The following is an 18232-nucleotide window of genomic DNA, read 5'->3' as shown; positions in this document are numbered from 1 at the left end:
CCGTCCCGAAGGACAGCGGCCCGGCCGTTCGTCACGACCGCGGCTTCTGCGCGATGAACACGGAATCCTTGCCGACGGTGTGCAGCGAAACCGTCCGCAGGTAGGCGAATCCGGCTTCCTCGGCCCAGCCGCGCAGCTCGCTCGCGGTGAATTCCGAGCCGCCGTCGCGGACCAGCCGGACGTTGATGCTCTGCAGGATCCGGGAGACGTCGAGCCGCTCGTCGTCGATCATCTGGTCGTAGACCACCACGAGGCCGCCCGGGTTGACCGCGTCGAACGCGATCTTCAGCAGCTTGGCGCGGATCTCCGGCGCCCAGTCGTGCAGCACGTGGCCGAAGATCGCCACGTCGGTGCCCGGCAGGCCGCCGGCGAAGAAGTCGCCGCCGTGGAACCGGACCCGGTCGGTGCCGAGCGCGCGCATGTGCTCGGCGAAGTACGGCTCGATGTCCGGCAGGTCGAACACACCGCCCCGCAGGTGCGGGCGCCGCCGGACGAGCTCGGCGGCGACGTTCCCGCGGGCCCCGCCGAGGTCCAGGAACGAGTCGTAGTCCTGCCACGGCACCGATTCGGCCAGCCCGGCCGCCACGAAGCTGTTGTTCGCGTCCATGTGCGCGAGGAACCGGCGCGCCTGCTCCGGGTTCTGGTAGGTCTGGCGGAAGGCGTCCGGCCCGGCGACCCCGGCCGATTTCGCCTTCCCGTCCCGCAGCGCTTCGGTCAGCCGGCCCCACATCGCGTAGTTGTGCGTGGCCGCGCGGGCGACCGTCCCGCCGACGTAGTTCTGTTCGCCCGCGACCAGGTAGGCCTGCGCCAGCGGGCTGTTCCCGAACCCCTGCCCCTCCCGGCGCAGGAACCCCATCGCCGTCAGCGCGTCGAGGAAATCGCCGGTGAGCCGTGCGTGCAGAGCCAGCTCCGCCCTGATCTCCGGCTCGGTCCTGGCGCCGCCGGCGAGGAGTTCGAACAGCCCGATCTCGACCGCGCTCTGCAGGACCTTGGCCCTGGTGTACGCGGTGTTCACCTCGATGACCGACCGGGCGTCGAGCACCGGGTCGGCAGTCGTGTTCACCATTCGTCACTCCTCGCAAACCTGGTAACCGTTATCCGGGCCCATGCTCGGCCGCCCGCCTGGGAGGTCGCTGGAAGCCGCCTGGGGGGTCACTGGAAAACAGGGTCACTGGAAGCAGAGTGGAGCCAGTGCGAGCGGCGGGTTCGAGCGAGGTTCCAGCGGACGCTGCGACCTTCGGGGCCGATCTCGCTGGAGGAAGACGGTGACATGCGTGTCCTGATCACGACCTGCCCGCTGTACGGGCACTTCTACCCGATGGTCCCGCTGGCCTGGGCCCTGCGCGCGCAGGGGGACGACGTGCTGGTGGCGTCTTCGGCCGGCTTCGAAGCCGCGGCGAACACCGGGCTGCCGCCCGCGGTGGTGGCGCCCGAGGCGGACCTCGGCCGGATGATGGGCTTCACCAGGGACGGCGTCCCGGTGCCGCGGCCGGCCGATCCGGACGCGGCGCTGAGCCGCAGCGGCCGCGGCTTCGGCCGGCTGGCCGCCCGGCAGCTGCCCGGCACCCGGGAACTCGTCCGGCGCTACCGGCCGGACCTGGTGATCTCCGAGCCGATGGAGTTCGCCGGTCCGATCGCCGCCGTGGCGGCCGGGATCCCGTGGGTGGACCACCACTGGGGCCCCGCGTTGTCCCGGCCCACCGTGCTGCGGGACGCGGGCCGCGACGAGCTGGCACCGGAACTCGCCGCGCTCGGGCTCGACGCGTTCCCGGACCCCGCGCTGCTGCTCGATCCCAGCCCGCCGAGCCTGCGCTTCCCGGACGCGCTGCCGGCACGGGCGGTGCGGCCGGTGCCCTCCAACGGCGGCGGGGCGGTGCCCCGGTGGCTGAACGGCCGCCCGGACCGGCCGCGGGTCTGCGTCACGCTGGGCACGGTCGGCCCCGCGGTGCTCGGCGGAATGGAGCTGGCCGACCTGATCGGCGCGCTGGCCGGGCTCGAGGCCGAGGTGGTGGTCGCCGGAACCAGCGCGCACGTCGCCGCGCTCGCCGGGCGGACCGCGGACTCGGTCCGCCTCGCCGCCTGGCTGCCGATGAGCGAGGTCGTGCCCACCTGCGCGGCGATCGTGCACCACGGTGGCGCCGGCACGATGCTCACCGCGCTGGCCCACCGCGTCCCGCAGGTGCTGCTCCCCGGGGTCCAGGCCGACCAGCGCGCCAACGCCGAACGCCTGCACGCGACCGGCGGCGGAATCCTGGTCCCCCGCGAGGAAGCCACGCCCGGCACCGTCCGCGACGCCTGCGCCGCGGTGCTGGACCGGCACTCGTACCGCGCGGCCGCGCGGGCGCTGGGCGACGAGATCGCCGCCCAGCCACCCGTCGCGAGCCTGGTCCCCCGCCTGCGGGCGCTCACCGCGGCGTGATCAGGCGTTCTCCTTGTTGAACGTCCAGCTGCCCAGCACGACCGAGAAGATCGCCAGGCCGACCGTCACCGCGACCCCCTCGCCGACGGCGGCGGTCAGGTACTGGCCGTCGAACAGGTCCCGCATCGCGTTCACCGCGAACCGGAACGGGATGATGTGCGAGACGATGTCCAGCCACTTGGGCCCGAAGGACATCGGCAGCAGGATGCCGGACAGCAGCATCAGCGGCAGCAGGATCGTGTTGGCCACCGGGGCGAACAGGTGCTCGGCGGCCTTCGGCAGGGCCAGCACCAGGCTGTAGGACAGCGCGGACAGGCTCACCGCGAGCAGCACGACGATCACGATGGCCACCACGAGCCCGCCGATCGGCGCGCGCAGGCCCAGGAGGAAAGCCATCGCGGTGAGCACGATCGCCTGCACGCCGAGCAGCACGACGTCGCGCGCGACCCGGCCGAACAGCAGGGCGAACCGGCTGATCGGCGTCACCCGCAGCCGTTCGATCACCCCGGCGTTGAGGTCCGGGATCAACGCGAAGCCGACGTAGCCGGCCCCGAACAGCGCGAGCTGCACCAGCAGGCCCGGCACGTAGACCTTCCACGGGTCGGCGCCGGTGGAGCTGACCACGCCCTTGAGCATCGGCCCGAACAGCACGAGGTAGAGCACCGGCTGGATCAGCGCGGCGGTCATGGAGAGCTTGCTGCGCACCAAAGTGGACATCTGGCGGCGGAAGATGATCCCGCAGTCGGCGAGAAAACGCATAGTGGTCCTTATCGGTGAGGGGACTCAGGCGGTGGCCGCGGCCTGTTCGGCGGAGCGGCCGGTGACGTTCAGGAAGACGTCGTTGAGGCTCGGGCGGGAGACCTGGACCGAAAGCGGCACCACGTCCGCCTCGTCGAGCATCCGCAGCAGCTCCATCATCCGGCGGTTGCCGTGCTCGACGGACAGCAGCAGCGTGGTGCCCTCGACGGCGACGTTCTGCGCGCCGAGCCGGTTCTCCAGCGCCGCCCGCGCACGGTCCATTTCGGACTCGACCTCGACGCTGATGGTGTCGTGCCCCATGTGCTGCTTGAGCTCTTCGGGGCTGTCCTCGGCGACGACCCGGCCCTTGTCGATGATCAGCACGCGGTCGCACAGCGCGTCCGCCTCGTCGAGGTAGTGCGTGCTGAGGAACACGGTGGCGCCGTGGTCCTTGCGCAGCCGCCGGATGTGGTCCCACAGGTTGTTGCGGCTCTGCGGGTCGAGGCCGGTGCTCGGCTCGTCGAGGAAGACCAGCTGCGGCCGGTGGATCAGCCCGAGCGCGATGTCCAGCCGGCGGCGCTGGCCGCCGGACAGCAGCATCGTCATGGTGCCGGCCTGCTCGGTGAGGTCGAGGTCGCGCAGCAGCTCGTCGGCGCGCGCCGCGGCCTCCGTGCGGGACATCCGGTAACACTCCCCCTGCATGACCAGCTCCTCGCGGACCGAGGCCATCGGGCTGGTGCCGCTGGACTGCCCGACGTAGCCGATCGCTGTGCGCACGCCCTGCGGGTCGGCCGCGAGGTCGTAGCCCGCGACGACGGCGCTGCCCGCGGTCGGCTTCAGCAAGGTGGTCAGCATCTTCAGGGTGGTGGTCTTGCCCGCGCCGTTCGGGCCGAGGAAGCCGACGATCTCCCCGGTGCGCACGGAGAAGTCGACCCCCTTGACCGCGTGGACGGTCTCGCCCTTCTTGTTCTGGAACGACCGCGCCAGACCGCGTGCGGTGATCATCTCCATACTCAGCTCCTGCTCTTCTCATCGTCAGTGGACGAGACCGCCCTCAGGAGGTCCTGCTCGCATTCGTCGAGCCAGGCCACCTCGGCCTCTATTTGCAGCTGCCGGCGCCGGAACATCGACTTCGCGCCGAAGTTGCCGAGCGCGCCGGCCAGATTCGAGAGCCGGGTCCACTCGGCGACCACCCCGTCCCGGTCGGCCACGAGCTTCGCCCGGCGCTGGCGCAGCAGCCCGGCCAGCACCTCCGCGTCGCTGATCATGCCGAACAGCAGCGCCACTCCGAGCCGGTCCGGCCCCAGGTGCGGCTCACTGATCGCCGCGGTGCGCAGCGCGTGCAGTTCTTCCCGGCCCTTTTCGGTGATCCGGTAGATCGTGCGGGGCGGGCGGCCGTTCACCGACTCGGTGAGCACCGCCTCGATCATGCCCACGCCGTCCATGGTCTTGAGCTCGCGGTGCAGCGCGCCCACGCTCACCCCGCCCCACGCGCTGACGTTGCTTCGTTCGGCGTGGAGCCGGATCTCGTGTCCGTGCTGCGGGCCGCCGCTCGCCAGCAGCCCGAGGGTCATCAGTCGCGTTAGATTCACGTCATTAGCTTCCTGTCACTAACTTCAGGTTGTTAGTATCACGTCATTAGATTCATGTTGTCAAGTTGGTTCCGGCGCCGCCGGTGCCCGGAGGCTGCCCGCGGCCTCGCGAGCCTTCCTGGACTCTCGTTCGAGCCGCCGGGGCCAGCCTTCGGCCAAGCCAATCCGACAGCCGCAGGAGGACGGGGCCGATGCGCATCCTGTTCGTGACGTTTCCGTTGGCATCACACCATTTCCAGATGGTTCCGCTGGAGTGGGCGTGCCGGGTCGCCGGGCACGAGGTGCGGGTCGCGAGCACCCCTTCGCTCGTGGACGCGATCGTGGGCTCCGGCCTGCCCGCCGTTCCGGTCGGCAAGGACATCGACCTGGCCGGCATCTCCACCGCCGGCCGGCTGAAGTCCTGGCACGAGCAGGAACGCTGGCCGGACGACTGGCCGGTGCGCCCCGACCGGCTCGACGAGGGCCACCATGCGCTGCTGGAGAACATCGCCGGCCTGCAGTTCACCATGGCCGAGGCGATGATCGACGACCTCGTCGGCTACGCCCGGGAATGGCGGCCCGACCTGGTCGTGCACGACGCGGTCAGCTTCGCCGGCCCGGTCGTCGCGGCGGCGCTGGGCGTGCCGAACGTCAGTCACCTGTGGGGCAGCCCCGGTCCCCAGCGCATCCACCTGCGCGGGCTCGGCACCGAACCGCTGCCCGGCTACCAGGCGCTGTTCGAGCGGGTCGGCGCCCAGGTCCGGGCGGAGCCCTCGGCCTGGGTCGACCCGTGCCCGCCGGGCATGCGGTACCCGATCGACGGCGCGCCCTGCTTCGGCCAGCGCTACATCTCCTACAACGGCCAGGGCACCATCCCGGACTGGCTGTTCGACCCGCCCCGGCGGCGGCGCGTGTGCGTGACCTGGGGCGCGTCCACCTCGATGATGCTGGGGGCCCAGATGGTCGCGCTGTTCCGGCAGGTGATCGACGCGGTGACGGGCCTCGACGCCGAGGTGGTGGTGGCGATGAACGCCACCCTGCGGGATCTCGCGGGCGAACTGCCCGGAGGCACCCGGACGCTGATCTCCGTTCCGCTCAACGCGGTCCTGCCGAGCTGCGACGCGGTGGTCCACCACGGCGGGGCGGGCACCACGCTGACCGCGGTGGCGGCCGGGGTGCCCCAGCTCGGGATCACCCGGCGGCCCGAGCCGTCGATCAACGGCATCCGGCTCGCGGCCACCGGCGCGGGCCGGCATCTGCACAACTTCGAGATCCCCGAAGGCGACGCCGGGGTCGCGCTGCTGCGGGACGAGGTCGCCGCGCTGCTCGGCGATCCGTCCTATCAGGACGGTGCGGAGCGGCTGCGGGACGCGATGGCCGGGCAGCCGACCCCGATGGACACCGTGCGCGCACTGGAAAACCTCGTCCGCCCGGCGGAGCACACCGAAGGAGAACGATGACCACCGAGGACACCGAGTCCCGTCCGCGGCTGACGGACCTCTACTGGGCCCGGCCGGAGCCGGAGGACCTCGACCCGCCGCTGAGCCGGGCGGAGATCGCCGAGGTCGCGGTCGGGATCGCGGACCGCGAGGGCCTGGACGCGGTGACGATCGAGCGGGCGGGCGCGGTGCTGGGCTCCCGGGCCCCCTCCCTGCCGCACCACATCTGGCTCGACTGCGACCTGGTCGACGTGGCGCTCGACACCGCGTTCGGCGAGGCGCTGCCGCCGGCCGGGAATTCCGGGGACTACCGGGCGGATCTGCGGGAGATCGCGCTGGCGTTGCGCGCGGCGCAGCGGCGGCACCGGTGGTTCGCCGCCGCGCTGCACACCCGCCCGCTGTTCGGGCCGAACTCGATGCGGTTCCTGGATGTCGCGGTGGCCACGCTGGAAGACGTGGTCCCGGACATCACCGAGGCGATGGGGTACGTCAGCCTGATCTCGGGCTACGTCGGCGGCGCGTCACTCACCGACGCCGAGGAGGAGCTGTCCAGCCCCGGCGAGGCCGACACCTGGGACCACGAGCAGGTGCACCGGATCGTCGGGCAGTTCCTCGGCGGCGTGATCGCCAGTGGCGACTACCCGTCCTATGCACGGTTCCTGCAGGCGGGCGCCAAGCACGCCGAGACCGAAGCCGGCTTCCGGCTCGGCCTCGACTGCCTGCTCGACGGCATCGCCGCGCGGATCACCGGCCGCCGGCCACAGTGAGCGTCTCGCCGGTGATGTGACCGTTCGCCGCCGACCCGAGGAACACGATCGCGTTCGCGATCTCCCCGGGGGTGCTCAGCCTGCCGGTCGGGGTCCGCTGCCGTTCGCGGTCGAGCACCCCGGCCGGCAGGTTCGCGAGGACCCCGTCGGTCGTGGTGAGCCCGGGGCACACCGAGTTGACCAGGATCCCGTCCGCGCTCACGTCCCAGGCGAGGCTGCGGCTGTACCCGTGCAGTGCCGCTTTGGCCGCCGCGTAGAACTCCTGCCCCCGCGCGCCGTCGTGCGCCACGTGCGAGGACACCAGCACGATCCGGCCCCAGCCCGCGTCCCGCATGTGCGGCAGCACCAGCTGGACCGTCCGCAGCGTGTCGGCGAGGTTGTCTTCGAGCGCCTCGCGCCACGCCGCCGGGTCGACGTCCTCGTGGCGCGTGCCGGGTGCCCGCCGGCCGGTCCGCCGGACCGCGTTGGCGACGAGCACGTCCGGCCCGCCCCAGCGCCGTCGCACCGTTTCCACCGCCTCCGCCGGCGAATCCGGCTCGCCGAGCCGGTAGCGGACGGCCAAGGCCCGGTCCCCGGCCGCGCCGAGCTCCTCGGCGATCCGCGCCGCCCCGTCGGCATCGGACGCGTAGGTGAGCGCGATTTTGGCCCCCTCGGCGGAAAACGCCCGCGCCGCCGCCAGCCCGATCCCCGAACTCGCGCCGGTCACCAGCACGACCTTGCCGTCCAGTCCACTGTCCATTTCGGCCTGTCCTTTCCCTCGCCGTCGCGGCGAAGGTAACGGCGGCCGGTGGAAACCGGCTCGAACCCGCAGCGGTGCACGGAACGTCGACCGGGCTTCGAGCCGGCCGGACCAGAGTCGGCCGCACCATCACCGGAGCAGCTGGAGGAAGCGACATGGCCGACACGTCCCCAAGCACCGTGCGGGGCCTGATCGCCGCCGCGGACACGGACGACGACGCGATCACGTCCACCGTGCGCGGTATCGGCGCCGAGCACGCCGCCGACCTGCTGATCGACGAACTCGTCAGCCGCGCCGACTTCGGCGAGCTGCTCGACTACCCGCCGATCACCGCCCGCTTCGACCTCCGGTTCGACGGCGGTCTCGTGCGGCACGAGCTGACCATCGCCAAAGGTGATGTGCTGCACCGGATCGACGGCGACGCCGAACCGCAGGCGGTCGTGACGCAGGACCTGACCGACCTCGTGCGCGCGGTCTTCGGCCCGAGTGTGCGGCGAAACAGCCCGACCAGGGTGATCACCTGGAACCACCTCGAGGAACCGGGTTCGCTGTTCCAGCAGCCGTGGGTGTTCACCACGGTGCGGCGCCTGCTGCGCGGCGCCGAGGACATCACGCACGACCTGCCGGAGCTGTCGCTGCGGTTCGGCTCCGACAAATGGGGCCTGCACTACTACCTGCCGCGCTACGACGAGCACTTCTCCCGGTTCCGCGAAATCCCGGCGACCGTCGTGGAAATCGGCGTCGGCGGCTACGACGACCCGCAGTCCGGCGGCGGTTCGCTGCGCACCTGGAAACGCTACTTCCACCGCGGCATGATCTACGGCGTCGACATCGTCGAGAAGGAATCGCTGGCCCAGCAGCGGATCAAGGTGCTCAAGGGCGACCAGAGCGATCCGGCCTTCCTGGCCGAGCTGGTCGCCGAGACCGGGCCGCTGGACATCGTGATCGACGACGGCAGCCACTGCTCGTCCGACATCATCACCTCGTTCAAGCACCTGTTCCCGCACGTGCGGATGGGCGGGCTCTACGTCATCGAGGACATGCAGACCTCGTACTGGCCGTCGTTCGGCGGAACCAGCGACGCGCTGACCGACCCCGGCACGAGTGTCGGCTTCACCAAGGAGCTGATCGACGGCCTCAACCACGAGGAGCTGATCCCGCCGGAGGCCCGGGCCGCCCAGGACACCGACCGCTCGATCTTCGCGCTGCACTTCTACCACAACCTGCTGGTGATCGAGAAGAAGATGAACGCCGAGGGCACGCTGCCGAGCTGGATCCCGCGCAAGCGCCCGAACTGAGCCCGGTGCCGCGCGATCACGCTCTCTCTGCCTGGCCGCCGTGCTCCACCTCCGGCTTGGCCGGGAGCGCCCCAATGTGGCATTGGGTGCGTTGAACGCACCGAACGCCACATTGGGTGCGTTGGACGCACCGAACGCCACATTGGGGCGCAAAAAACGCCGGAGTCACAAGACATGAGGAGCGTCGTGAAGGTTCTCTTCGCCACGTCGGCGCGCCCGACGCACTACTTCCCGATGGTTCCGCTCGCCTGGGCGTTCCGGGCGGCCGGGCACGAGGTGCGCGCGGCCGGGCAGCCCGCGATCACCGGCGTCATCGCGCGGTCCGGCATCCAGCCGGTGGCCGTTGGACCGGACCGGGACCTGCTCGCCATCCGCCGCAAGCTGCTCGCGCTGCCCGCCGCGGACGAGGCCGCGCCGTCGGGCTACACCGACGACGCGGCGGGTGCCGGCGCGCTCGCCGAAATGGCCGAGGCGGTGGACGCGATGACCGACGACCTCGTCGCGTTCGGCCGCTCGTGGCGGCCCGACCTGGTCATCGGCGATCCGATGTCGCCCGGGGCGCTGGTCACGGCCGGGGTGCTCGGCGTGCCCTCGGCCCGGCACCTGTGGGGCCCGGACACCCTGGGCTCCGCCGAGGGCGCCGCGGAACTCCCCGGTATGCCGGGATTCCTGGGCATGTTCGAACGGCACGGCGTCGCCGTCGACGGGGACCCCGCGACCTGGACGCTCGATCCCGCGCCGGCCGCGATGCAGCCGCCGCCCGCGGGCTCGACCCTGCCGATCCGCTACATCCCGTACAACGGGCCGGGCGCCGCCCCGCCGTGGACCGAGACCCCGCCCGAACGGCCGCGCGTCTGCGTGACCTGGGGGCTGACGTCGAACGACCTCGGCGGGCTGACCCTGTTCCTGGTCCCGCAGGTGCTCGAAGCGCTGGCCGGGCTCGACGTCGAGGTCGTGGTGGCCGCCACGCCCGCGCAGCGCGAGCTGCTCGGGCCGGTTCCGCCGTCCGTCCGCGTCGTGGACAACCTGCCGGTGCACGCGGTCCTGCCGCGGTGCGCGGCCGTGGTCCACCACGGCGGCGCGCTCACCACCCTGACCGCCGCCTGCTACGGCGTCCCGCAGGTGGCTCTCACGCAGATCCCCGAGCTGGACCTCAACGGCGAGCGGCTGGCGCCGACCGGGGCGGGCCTGCACCTCACCGGGACTTCGATCGACGTGCCGTCGATCCGCGCCGCCGTCCGGTCCGTCCTCACCGGACAGTCCTTTTCGGACAACGCGGCCCGGCTGCGCGCGCAGATGCTGGCCCAGCCGACGCCGGCCGAGGTGGTCGCCCGGCTGGCGGGCTGAAACGCCGTAAACGACGAACCGGGTGCCTGTTCGAGCAGGCACCCGGTTCGTCGTTTCGCGTTCAGGAAGCGTCGAGCTCGGCCAGCTGGGCGTCGTCGAGGTCGAGGTCCGCGGCGGCGACGTTCTCCGCCAGGTGTTCGAGCGAGGCGGTGCCGGGGATGGGGACCACCACCGGAGCCCGGTGCAGCAGCCAGGCCAGCGCGACCTGCGCCGGCGTCGCGCCGCAGCGCCGCGCGAGCGCCCGCACTCGTTCGTCGGCCGGCTCGGCCAGCTCGCCACGGGCGATCGGGCGCCACGGGATGAACGCGATCCCCTCGGCGGCGCAGTACGCGAGCTCGTCCTCGTACTTGCGGTCGGCCAGGTTGTACAGGTTCTGCACCGCGGCGACGTCCACCTGCCGCCGGGCGGCCTCGATCTCCTCGACGGTGACCTCGGACAGGCCGACCTGGTCGATCTTGCCCTCCTCGCGCATCCGGGCGAGCGCGCCGAACTGCTCGTCGGCGGGCACCAGCGGGTCGATCCGGTGCAGCTGGAACAGGTCGATCCGCTCCACCTTCAGCCGCCGCAGGCTCAGCTCCACCTGCTGGCGCAGGTACTCCGGGCGGCCGAGCGGGCGCCATTCCGCCTGGCTCGGCCGGCTCTGGCCGGCCTTGGTGGCGATCACCAGGCCGTCCGGGTACGGGTGCAGCGCGTCGGCGATCAGCTCCTCGTTCGACCCGGGACCGTAGGAGTCCGCGGTGTCGATGAAGTTCACCCCCAGCTCCACGGCCCGGCGCAGCACCGCGGCGGCCGCCGCCGGGTCGGCGGGCGGGCCCCACGCGCGGGGCCCGCACAAATGGATCGCCCCATAGCCGATCCGGGTGATGTCCTTGGTTCCCAGCCGGAATTCCCTCTTCGGCACGGTTTGCCTCCCTGGCAGTGGCTGAAGGCGCCGTGCGCGGCCGGAAACCGCGCACGGCGCCGGTTTCAGAGCTTGTCCGCGACGAAGAACTTGTACCGGGTCTTCGTCAGCGGCTCCAGCTGGGGCTCGCCGAAACCGGTGGCCGCCAGCATTTCCCGGTAGCTGCGCAGCGAGTGCGCCTCCCCGCCCTCGGTCATGGTGAGCATGATCAACGAGAAGATGTGCTGCACCGGGTTGTCGGCCGGGGCCACGTCGTCGACGTAGACGTGGCCGAACACCGCGACCCGGCCGCCGGGCTTGAGCACCTCCGAGACCCGACCCAGCAGCTGCGTGCACTGCTCCGCGGAGAAGTGGTGCAGGGTGTTCGCGATCAGGACCAGGTCGTACGGCCCGCCGAGCGGGTCGGCGAAGGCGTCCGCCGCGAGGAACGTGGCCCGGTCGGCCAGGCCGAGTTCCTCCGCGTGCTTGCGCGCCAGCTCGACGACACCCTCGGACCGGTCGAGTTCCACCAGCTGGGCCCGCGGTTCCCGCTTGGCCAGGGCGAACCCGTAGTAGCCGGAGCCGCAGCCGATGTCCAGAACGTCCACTGTGGACCGTTCTGCCACCCAGGGTGCCAGTGACGCAGCCAGCGCGTCCGCCCCGTCGATGTTGAACGAGGAGTCCTTGCTGTGCTCGGCCCACAGGGTGAAGTAGGAGAACTCGCTGTCCTCGGCGTTGTGCTCCAGCACCGGGCCGCCCTTGCGGACGGTGTCGGCCAGCCGCTTGTGCGCGTCCCACTCCCAGTCCGTGGCGCCGAGCCGGACCGCGTTGCCGAAGTAGCCGGAGCCGGTGCTCACCAGCAGTTCCGCGCCGCCGGGCGGCAGCAGGTAGCGTTCGCCCTCGACGCGCAGCAGGCCGATCGCGGCCAGCGCGTTGAGCAGCACCCGGGTGCCGCGCGGATGGGTGCCGAGGCGGCCGGTGAGCTCCTCCGCCGAGCGCGGGCCGTCCGCGAGGGCGTCGAACACGCCCAGCTCGACCCCGGTCCGCAACAGGCTGGTGTTCATGAAGCCCCGGGTCATCCCGTGCAGCTGCGCCACGGTCACCCCGGTGTCGGTCGAACTCGTCATCGGCTCACGCCTTCCTTTTCCGGGACCCGGCGGCCCGCCGCGATGTCCTCCAGTGTGGAAACCAGCTCCACCGGGGTCGGCAGAGCCAGCATTTCGTCACGCACCGCTTCCGCGGCCGTGCGGTACGCCGGGTCCTCCAGCAGGGCCCGCACGGCGCCGGAGACCTCCCCCGGGCCGAGGGTGTCCGGGTTGAGCAGCAGACCGGCACCGGCCTCGACCATGTGCCCGGTGTTGAACGTCCGCTCGAAGTTCGCGCTGATCGCCAGCGCGGGCACGCCTTCGAGCATCGAGCCGAGCATGGTGTTGCCGCCGCCGTGGAACACGACCGCCGAGCAGGTCGCCAGCACCGCGTGCAGCGGGAGGCCGGACACCACCCGGACCGTGTCGGGCACCGCGCCGACCAAGTGTCGTTCGCTCTCCTTGATGGCGACGACCTGTTCGATGTCCAATTCGGACAGTTCCGCCACGATGTCCGGCACCAGGTTCTTCTCCGGCAGTCCCTCGGAGAAGGTGCCCCAGGTGACGCACACCCGCGGCTTGGCCGGCGTTTCGAAGGCCCACAACGGGACCGTGCCGGGGATGTCCGCGGGGACGTACCGGACGGGCAGGTGCTCCCCCGCGCCCGGTTCGGCCGGTCGCAGCCGCGGCGGGGTGGGGTCGATCAGCCATTCGCTCCACGGGCCGGGGCCGGCCCCCAGCCGCTCGGCGACCGGCAGCAGCCGCTCCCGCACCTGGCCGGCGAGCCATTTGCCCTGGATGGTGCCGAAGATGTCTGGGCCCCAGAGGTGGCGCAGCGCCGGGATGCCGTTCGCGGCCGCGACGATCTCGGCCGCGAAGGTCAGCGGGTCCTGCACGATCAGGTCCGGCTGCCAGACCTCGGCCAGCGCGGCGAGGTCGTCGACGATGTCCTCGGAGACCGCCGCGAACTGGTCCACCAGGGTGTTGCGCTCCCGGTAGTACGGCCGTCCCGGCGTTCCGTCGACGCTGTCCCGGTGCCGCTGGGCGAACCCGGTGTCCGCGCCGAGCGGCACCGCGGGCAGCCCGACCGACCGGACGGCCGCGACCTGGTCGGGCTGGCAGGCCACCCGGACCTGGTGCCCGCCCGCCCGCAACGCCCAGGCCAGCGGGATCATCGCGGTCAGGTGGGACGGCACGGTCGAGGTGACGATCAACGCACGCATGGGGCTCCCTTCCTCTCGAAACGGTCGTGTCCGGCGGCGGTCATCCGGACGCCTGCTCGTCGACCAGCGCCACCGCGCGGGCCCAGCCCGCCCCGGCGCCGGCGATCTTCACCGGGAAGCAGGACACCGTGAACCCGGTGGGCCCGGGCAGCCGGTCGAGGTTCGCCAGCCGTTCGATCTGGCAGTACTCGCGCCGCCGTCCGGCGAAGTGCGCCGGCCACAGGACTTCCCGCGCGCCGGTGCGCCGGTACTCGGCGATCATGTGGCCGAACGGGGCGTCGAGGCTGAACGCGTCCGTGCCGATCACCCGCACGCCCAGGTCGAGCAGCAGCTCGGTGGCGGAGCCGTCCAGCCCGACGAACTCGCTGAAGTACTTGGGCGTGCCGGACAGCACGTCCGCCCCGGTGCGCAGCAGCACGATGTCCAGCGGCTCCGGCGCCCGGCCGATCCGGTCGAACTCCCGGCGCAGGAAGGCCGCGTCCACCGTGCCGGTCGGCCGGCCGGTCAGGTCGAGCAGCAGACCGGGCCGCAGGAACCACTCCAGCGGCATCTCGTCGATGTGCTTCGGCGTCCCGTACGCGGCCTTGCTGCCGTAGTGCGAAGGCGCGTCGACGTGGGTCCCGGTGTGCGTGGTCAGGGTCAGCGTGTCCAGGGACAGCAGCTCCCCGTCCGGGAGCACCGCGGGGTCGAACTCGACGTTCTCGTGCGCGAGCATCTCCTCCGCCATGTGCACCGCGCCCTCGGCCGGGGTGAGCACCTCGTGGACCACCGGATTCGGTTCCCACTGCTTCGCGTCCACCGGGGTGGACAGGTCGATCAGCCGCACGGCGGGCCTCCTTTTCGTTTCACGTGCCTCCGGTTCACGGCCACAGCCCGAGGCCGCCGTCGAGGGTGACCACCTGCCCGTGCAGGTGGCCCGCTTCGGGGCGGCACAACAGCTCCACGACGTCGGCCACGTCCGTTTCGGTGGTCAGCCGGCCGGCGGGCGTCCTGGCCCGCACCCGGTCGGCCTCCGGGCCGGTACTGCCCTCGAGCTTGCCGGGCGCGATCGCGTTGACCGTGACGCCGCGGCCCGCCAGCTCCATCGCGAGGTAGCGGACGTAGCTCTCCAGCGCCGCTTTCGCGGTGCCGAGGCTCACGTAACCGGGAATCACCCCGCGGGCGCCGACGCTGGAGATCGCGATCACCCGGCCGGTGCGGTCCGGCAGCAGCGCGGCCAGCCGCGCGGCCCCGTGCTCGAACGGGCCGAGCACCACCGCCCGGTCGGCCGCGATCCCCGCCGCGTCCGGTGCGACCGGCGACATCCGGTGCAGGCTCACCGCGTTGTGCACGAACACGTCCAGCCCGCCCCAGGTCTCGGCGACCTCGTCGAACATCCGGTGCACGTCCGCGGCCACGCCGAGGTCGGCCCGGATCGCCACCACCTTGGTGCCGTGCTCGCCGAGCGAACGCACCGCCGTTTCCGCGGACCCGGCGTCGTGCGCGAAGTTCACCGCGACGTCGTAGCCGGTCGAACACAACCTGTGCGCCAGGGCCAGCCCGACGCCGCGTGTCGCGCCGGTGACCAGCGCGACCTTCCTGTCAGACACCGGCTCGCTCCTCGTCTCGGGGTCTCGGGACCTCAGCCACGCTCGCGGCGGGCGAACGAGAACGGGTCCAAGGCCGCTGAAACCCGGCCGGGACGCCCCGCTGAGATCACGGTGCGATTCGTCTTCGAGCGCCGCTGTCGACGGTGGAACCCGGCACCGGAGGAGTGCGAGTGGCGCGAAACGAGGAGTGACCCGGATGGAGATCGTAGGGCGGGGTTTCCTGGCGCGGAACCTCCGCGTGCTCGAAGAACGTCATCCCGACGCCACGGTGTTCGCGGCCGGCGTGTCCAGCACCGCGAACACCAGCCTCGAGGACTACGCCCGCGAAGCCGGACTGCTCTACGACGTGATCCGCCGCTGCCAGGCGGACCGGCGGCGGCTGGTCTACCTGTCCACCGCCTCGGCGAGCATGTACGGCGACGGACCGTCCGAAGAGGACGGACCGGTGTTCCCGGGCTCTCCGTTCGGCCGGCACAAGCTCGCGCTGGAGGCGGTGCTCGCCGCGTCCGGAGTGGAGTTCCTGGTGCTGCGGCTCGCGCACGCCGTCGGCGCCCACCAGCGGCCGCACCAGCTGCTGCCCTCGTTCATCCGGCAGATCCGCGAGGGTTCGCTGACCGTGCACCGGGGCGCCGGCCGCGACCTGATCGACGCCGCCGACGTGGTCACCATCGTCGACGGGCTGCTGCGCCGCGGCATCGGCCGCGAGGTCTTCAACGTGGCGTCCGGGTTCCCGGTCGCCGCGGAGGACATCGTCGCGCTGCTCGAAGACCGCCTGGGCGCCACCGCGGAGAAGACCTTCGTCGAACGGCCGCAGCGGCACGACATCTCGACCACGAAGCTGCTGTCCGCCCTGCCCGAAGCGGCCGGGCTCGGCTTCGGTCCCGGCTACCACCGGGAGGTCGTCGACCGCTACCTCCGCTCGACCGGCGTCCTGCCCCACCCCGACCGCACCGCTCGACAGCTCACCAATTAGGAGGCCTCGGTGCCCACCGCAGTCCAGCTGTACCTCGACCTCGTCAAGAGGGCCGTGCTCAACCAGATCTACCAGGACCGCGATGTCTTCCGCATCGCGCCGGACACCGGGACCGGCTACCGCGGCACCGAGGTCTTCGACCACGACGCCGAAGCCCGCGCGCTCGGGAACGGCTGGCCGATGCAGGCGCACAGCATGATCGGGGTGAAGCGGCTCGACAACATCCAGGAGTGCGTCACCACGATCCTCGCCGACGGCGTCCCCGGCGACCTGATCGAGACCGGCGTGTGGCGCGGCGGCGCGTGCATCTTCATGCGGGCGCTGCTGGCCGCGCACGACGTCACCGACCGGAAGGTCTGGGTGGCCGACTCGTTCGAGGGCATGCCGGCACCGGACGGCGACTCCTACCCCGCCGACGAGGGCTGGGACCTGACCCGGGCGAACACCGTGCTCGGCGTCCCGGAGGAGCACGTGCGCGACCACTTCGAGCGTTACGGCCTGCTCGACGGCCAGGTCGAGTTCCTCAAGGGCTGGTTCCGGGACACCCTGCCCGCCGCGCCGATCGACCGGCTGGCCTACCTCCGCCTCGACGGCGACCTCTACGAATCCACAATGGACGCTCTGGTGCACCTGTACCCGAAGCTGTCCCCCGGCGGCTTCGTCACCATCGACGACTACGCGCTCGAGCCGTGCAAGCTCGCGGTGGAGGACTACCGCACGAAGTTCGGCATCGACGAGGAGATCGTGGAGATCGACTGGTCCGGCGTCTACTGGCGGAAGAGCGCCTGATGACCCTCGGCACCCCGCTGCGCCGGCTGCGGTCCGAGGACCTCCGCACGGCGGCGGAGCTACGCCGGTCGGCCACCAGCCAGGGGGTCACCCCGGACGACCGCTTCGACCAGTGGTGGGCGCAACGGTCGGCGGCGGGCTCCTTCGCCGTCGACCGGGTCGCCTTCCACGAGCTGCGCGGCTGGCACGAGCACCCGGCCACCGGCGACCTCCGGCACGACAGCGGGAAGTTCTTCCAGATCGGCGGGCTGGCCGTGGAGACCGACCACGGCCCGGTCGGGCGGTGGGCCCAGCCCATCATCACCCAGCCGGAGATCGGCGTGCTGGGCATCCTGGCCAAGAAGATCGGCGGCGTGCTGCACTGCCTGATGCAGGCGAAGATGGAGCCGGGCAACGTCAACCTCGTCCAGCTCTCGCCGACGGTCCAGGCGACCCGCAGCAACTACACCCGGGTGCACCGCGGTTCGCCGATCCGCTACCTCGAGCACTTCACCGGCGCCCGCCGCGGCCGGGTGCTGGTCGACAGCATCCAGTCCGAGCAGGGCTCCTGGTTCTACCGCAAGCGCAACCGCAACATCGTGGTGGAGACCGAAGAGGACGTCCCGGCGCACGAGGACTTCCTGTGGCTGACCGTCGGCCAGGTCGTGGAGCTGCTCCGGCGCGACGACCTGGTCAACATGGACGCCAGGACGGTGCTGTCCTGCATGCCGATCGCGGCGACCGGCGAGGGGGCCCTGCACACCACCGGCGAGGTGCTGAGCTGGCTGACCGAGATCCGCTCGCGGTACACCATGACGGCCACCGCGATCCCGCTGCGGGAGGTGCCGGTCTGGCGCCGCGGCGCGGACGAGATCTACCGCGAGGACCGCAAGTACTTCAGCATCCAGGCGGTCTCGGTCCGGGCGGACACCCGCGAGGTGCCCGGCTGGACCCAGCCGCTGCTGGTGCCGCACCACCAGGGTGTGGCGGCGTTCCTGGCCCGGCGGATCGAAGGCCGTCCGCACGTGCTGGTGCAGGCCAGGATGGAACCGGGCTACGTCAACGGCGCCGAGCTGGCGCCGACCGTGCAGTGCATGCCCGCCAACTACGCGGATTCCCGGTACCGGCCGCGGTACCTGGACGAGGTGCTCGCGGCCGGGCCGGACCGGGTCCTGTTCGACACGGTGCTGTCCGAGGAGGGCGGCCGCTTCTTCCACGCCCGCAACCGGTACCTGGTGGTCGAGGTGCCCGACGACTTCCCGCTGGCCGAGCCGGAGGACTACCGCTGGCTGACCGTCGACCAGCTGACCGAGCTGGTGCGGCACAGCCATTACGTGAACGTGCAGGCCCGCACGCTGCTGGCGTGCCTGCACTCCCTGTGGTGACGATTCTTGGT

At 71.8% G+C, this 18232-nt stretch carries 18 protein-coding genes; 8 read left to right on the top strand and 10 right to left on the bottom strand.

Annotated elements, in window-relative coordinates; genetic code table 11:
• Positions 1-31 precede the first annotated feature (31 nt).
• Positions 32-1066, bottom strand: a complete 1035-nt coding sequence (locus OG943_RS09315; RefSeq protein ID WP_328609305.1) for a methyltransferase — start codon at positions 1064-1066, stop codon at positions 32-34.
• A 204-nt stretch (positions 1067-1270) separates the two neighbouring features.
• On the opposite strand from OG943_RS09315, the gene OG943_RS09310 reads away from it, so the two are divergent.
• The gene (locus OG943_RS09310) at positions 1271-2419 is read left to right on the top strand and encodes a nucleotide disphospho-sugar-binding domain-containing protein (RefSeq protein ID WP_328609304.1); all 1149 of its coding nucleotides are present in this window, start codon (positions 1271-1273) and stop codon (positions 2417-2419) included.
• Here the strand turns inward: OG943_RS09310 and OG943_RS09305 are convergent, their stop codons facing one another.
• From OG943_RS09305 to OG943_RS09295, 3 genes are read right to left on the bottom strand one after another with little or no spacing between them, the layout of a single operon-like run.
• On the bottom strand, positions 2420-3178 hold the full coding sequence (locus OG943_RS09305; RefSeq protein WP_328609303.1) for an ABC transporter permease: 759 nt from the start codon (positions 3176-3178) through the stop codon (positions 2420-2422).
• Between the two features lie 24 nt (positions 3179-3202).
• Positions 3203-4162: an ATP-binding cassette domain-containing protein gene (locus OG943_RS09300; RefSeq protein WP_328612036.1), complete on the bottom strand. Its 960-nt coding sequence runs from the start codon at positions 4160-4162 to the stop codon at positions 3203-3205.
• 8 nt (positions 4163-4170) lie between these two features.
• Complete coding sequence (locus OG943_RS09295) at positions 4171-4749, bottom strand: PadR family transcriptional regulator (protein WP_328609302.1); 579 nt, start codon at positions 4747-4749, stop codon at positions 4171-4173.
• Positions 4750-4988: 239 nt separating this feature from the next.
• Between OG943_RS09295 and OG943_RS09290 the strand changes: the two genes are divergently transcribed.
• Together OG943_RS09290 and OG943_RS09285 are read left to right on the top strand one after the other, a co-directional pair.
• Positions 4989-6188: a nucleotide disphospho-sugar-binding domain-containing protein gene (locus OG943_RS09290; protein WP_328609301.1), complete on the top strand. Its 1200-nt coding sequence runs from the start codon at positions 4989-4991 to the stop codon at positions 6186-6188.
• Complete coding sequence (locus OG943_RS09285) at positions 6185-6934, top strand: TetR/AcrR family transcriptional regulator C-terminal domain-containing protein (protein ID WP_328609300.1); 750 nt, start codon at positions 6185-6187, stop codon at positions 6932-6934. Before OG943_RS09290 ends, OG943_RS09285 begins: the two co-directional genes overlap by 4 nt.
• On the opposite strand, the gene OG943_RS09280 is transcribed toward OG943_RS09285, so the two are convergent.
• Entirely contained in the window at positions 6912-7673 is a 762-nt protein-coding gene (locus OG943_RS09280; RefSeq protein ID WP_328609299.1) for an SDR family NAD(P)-dependent oxidoreductase, read from the bottom strand. The two genes, OG943_RS09285 and OG943_RS09280, sit on opposite strands and share 23 nt — an antisense overlap.
• 155 nt (positions 7674-7828) lie before the next feature.
• Between OG943_RS09280 and OG943_RS09275 the strand changes: the two genes are divergently transcribed.
• A complete protein-coding gene (locus OG943_RS09275) occupies positions 7829-8971 on the top strand; it encodes a class I SAM-dependent methyltransferase (protein ID WP_328609298.1) in 1143 nt (380 codons plus the stop codon).
• 186 nt (positions 8972-9157) lie between these two features.
• Entirely contained in the window at positions 9158-10318 is a 1161-nt protein-coding gene (locus OG943_RS09270; protein ID WP_328609297.1) for a nucleotide disphospho-sugar-binding domain-containing protein, read from the top strand.
• A gap of 61 nt (positions 10319-10379) precedes the next feature.
• On the opposite strand, the gene OG943_RS09265 is transcribed toward OG943_RS09270, so the two are convergent.
• The 5 genes from OG943_RS09265 to OG943_RS09245 form a co-directional block, all read right to left on the bottom strand.
• A complete protein-coding gene (locus tag OG943_RS09265; protein ID WP_328609296.1) occupies positions 10380-11219 on the bottom strand; it encodes an aldo/keto reductase in 840 nt (279 codons plus the stop codon).
• Positions 11220-11284: 65 nt separating this feature from the next.
• Positions 11285-12325 (bottom strand): class I SAM-dependent methyltransferase, encoded by a 1041-nt coding sequence (locus OG943_RS09260; protein ID WP_328609295.1) that lies wholly within the window; start codon positions 12323-12325, stop codon positions 11285-11287.
• The gene (locus OG943_RS09255; RefSeq protein ID WP_328609294.1) at positions 12322-13506 is read right to left on the bottom strand and encodes a nucleotide disphospho-sugar-binding domain-containing protein; all 1185 of its coding nucleotides are present in this window, start codon (positions 13504-13506) and stop codon (positions 12322-12324) included. Before OG943_RS09255 ends, OG943_RS09260 begins: the two co-directional genes overlap by 4 nt.
• A gap of 40 nt (positions 13507-13546) precedes the next feature.
• Positions 13547-14332, bottom strand: coding sequence for a cyclase family protein (locus OG943_RS09250; RefSeq protein ID WP_328609293.1), 786 nt, complete (start codon positions 14330-14332; stop codon positions 13547-13549).
• Positions 14333-14366: 34 nt separating this feature from the next.
• Positions 14367-15095 carry an SDR family oxidoreductase gene (locus OG943_RS09245; protein WP_328609292.1) on the bottom strand — a complete coding sequence of 243 codons (729 nt, stop codon included), beginning with the start codon at positions 15093-15095 and terminating at the stop codon, positions 14367-14369.
• A 196-nt stretch (positions 15096-15291) separates the two neighbouring features.
• On the opposite strand from OG943_RS09245, the gene OG943_RS09240 reads away from it, so the two are divergent.
• The 3 genes from OG943_RS09240 to OG943_RS09230 are packed head-to-tail and all read left to right on the top strand — an operon-like array spanning position 15292 to position 18221.
• Positions 15292-16068 (top strand): NAD-dependent epimerase/dehydratase family protein, encoded by a 777-nt coding sequence (locus OG943_RS09240; protein ID WP_328609291.1) that lies wholly within the window; start codon positions 15292-15294, stop codon positions 16066-16068.
• Between the two features lie 9 nt (positions 16069-16077).
• Positions 16078-16857 (top strand): TylF/MycF family methyltransferase, encoded by a 780-nt coding sequence (locus tag OG943_RS09235; RefSeq protein WP_328609290.1) that lies wholly within the window; start codon positions 16078-16080, stop codon positions 16855-16857.
• On the top strand, positions 16857-18221 hold the full coding sequence (locus OG943_RS09230; protein ID WP_328609289.1) for an NDP-hexose 2,3-dehydratase family protein: 1365 nt from the start codon (positions 16857-16859) through the stop codon (positions 18219-18221). Before OG943_RS09235 ends, OG943_RS09230 begins: the two co-directional genes overlap by 1 nt.
• Positions 18222-18232 lie beyond the last annotated feature (11 nt).

Source organism: Amycolatopsis sp. NBC_00345, from assembly GCF_036116635.1.
Taxonomy (GTDB): Bacteria; Actinomycetota; Actinomycetes; order Mycobacteriales; family Pseudonocardiaceae; genus Amycolatopsis.
The sequence above is the reverse complement of the archived record's forward strand: the minus strand, read 5'-3'. Positions and strand labels throughout refer to the sequence as shown.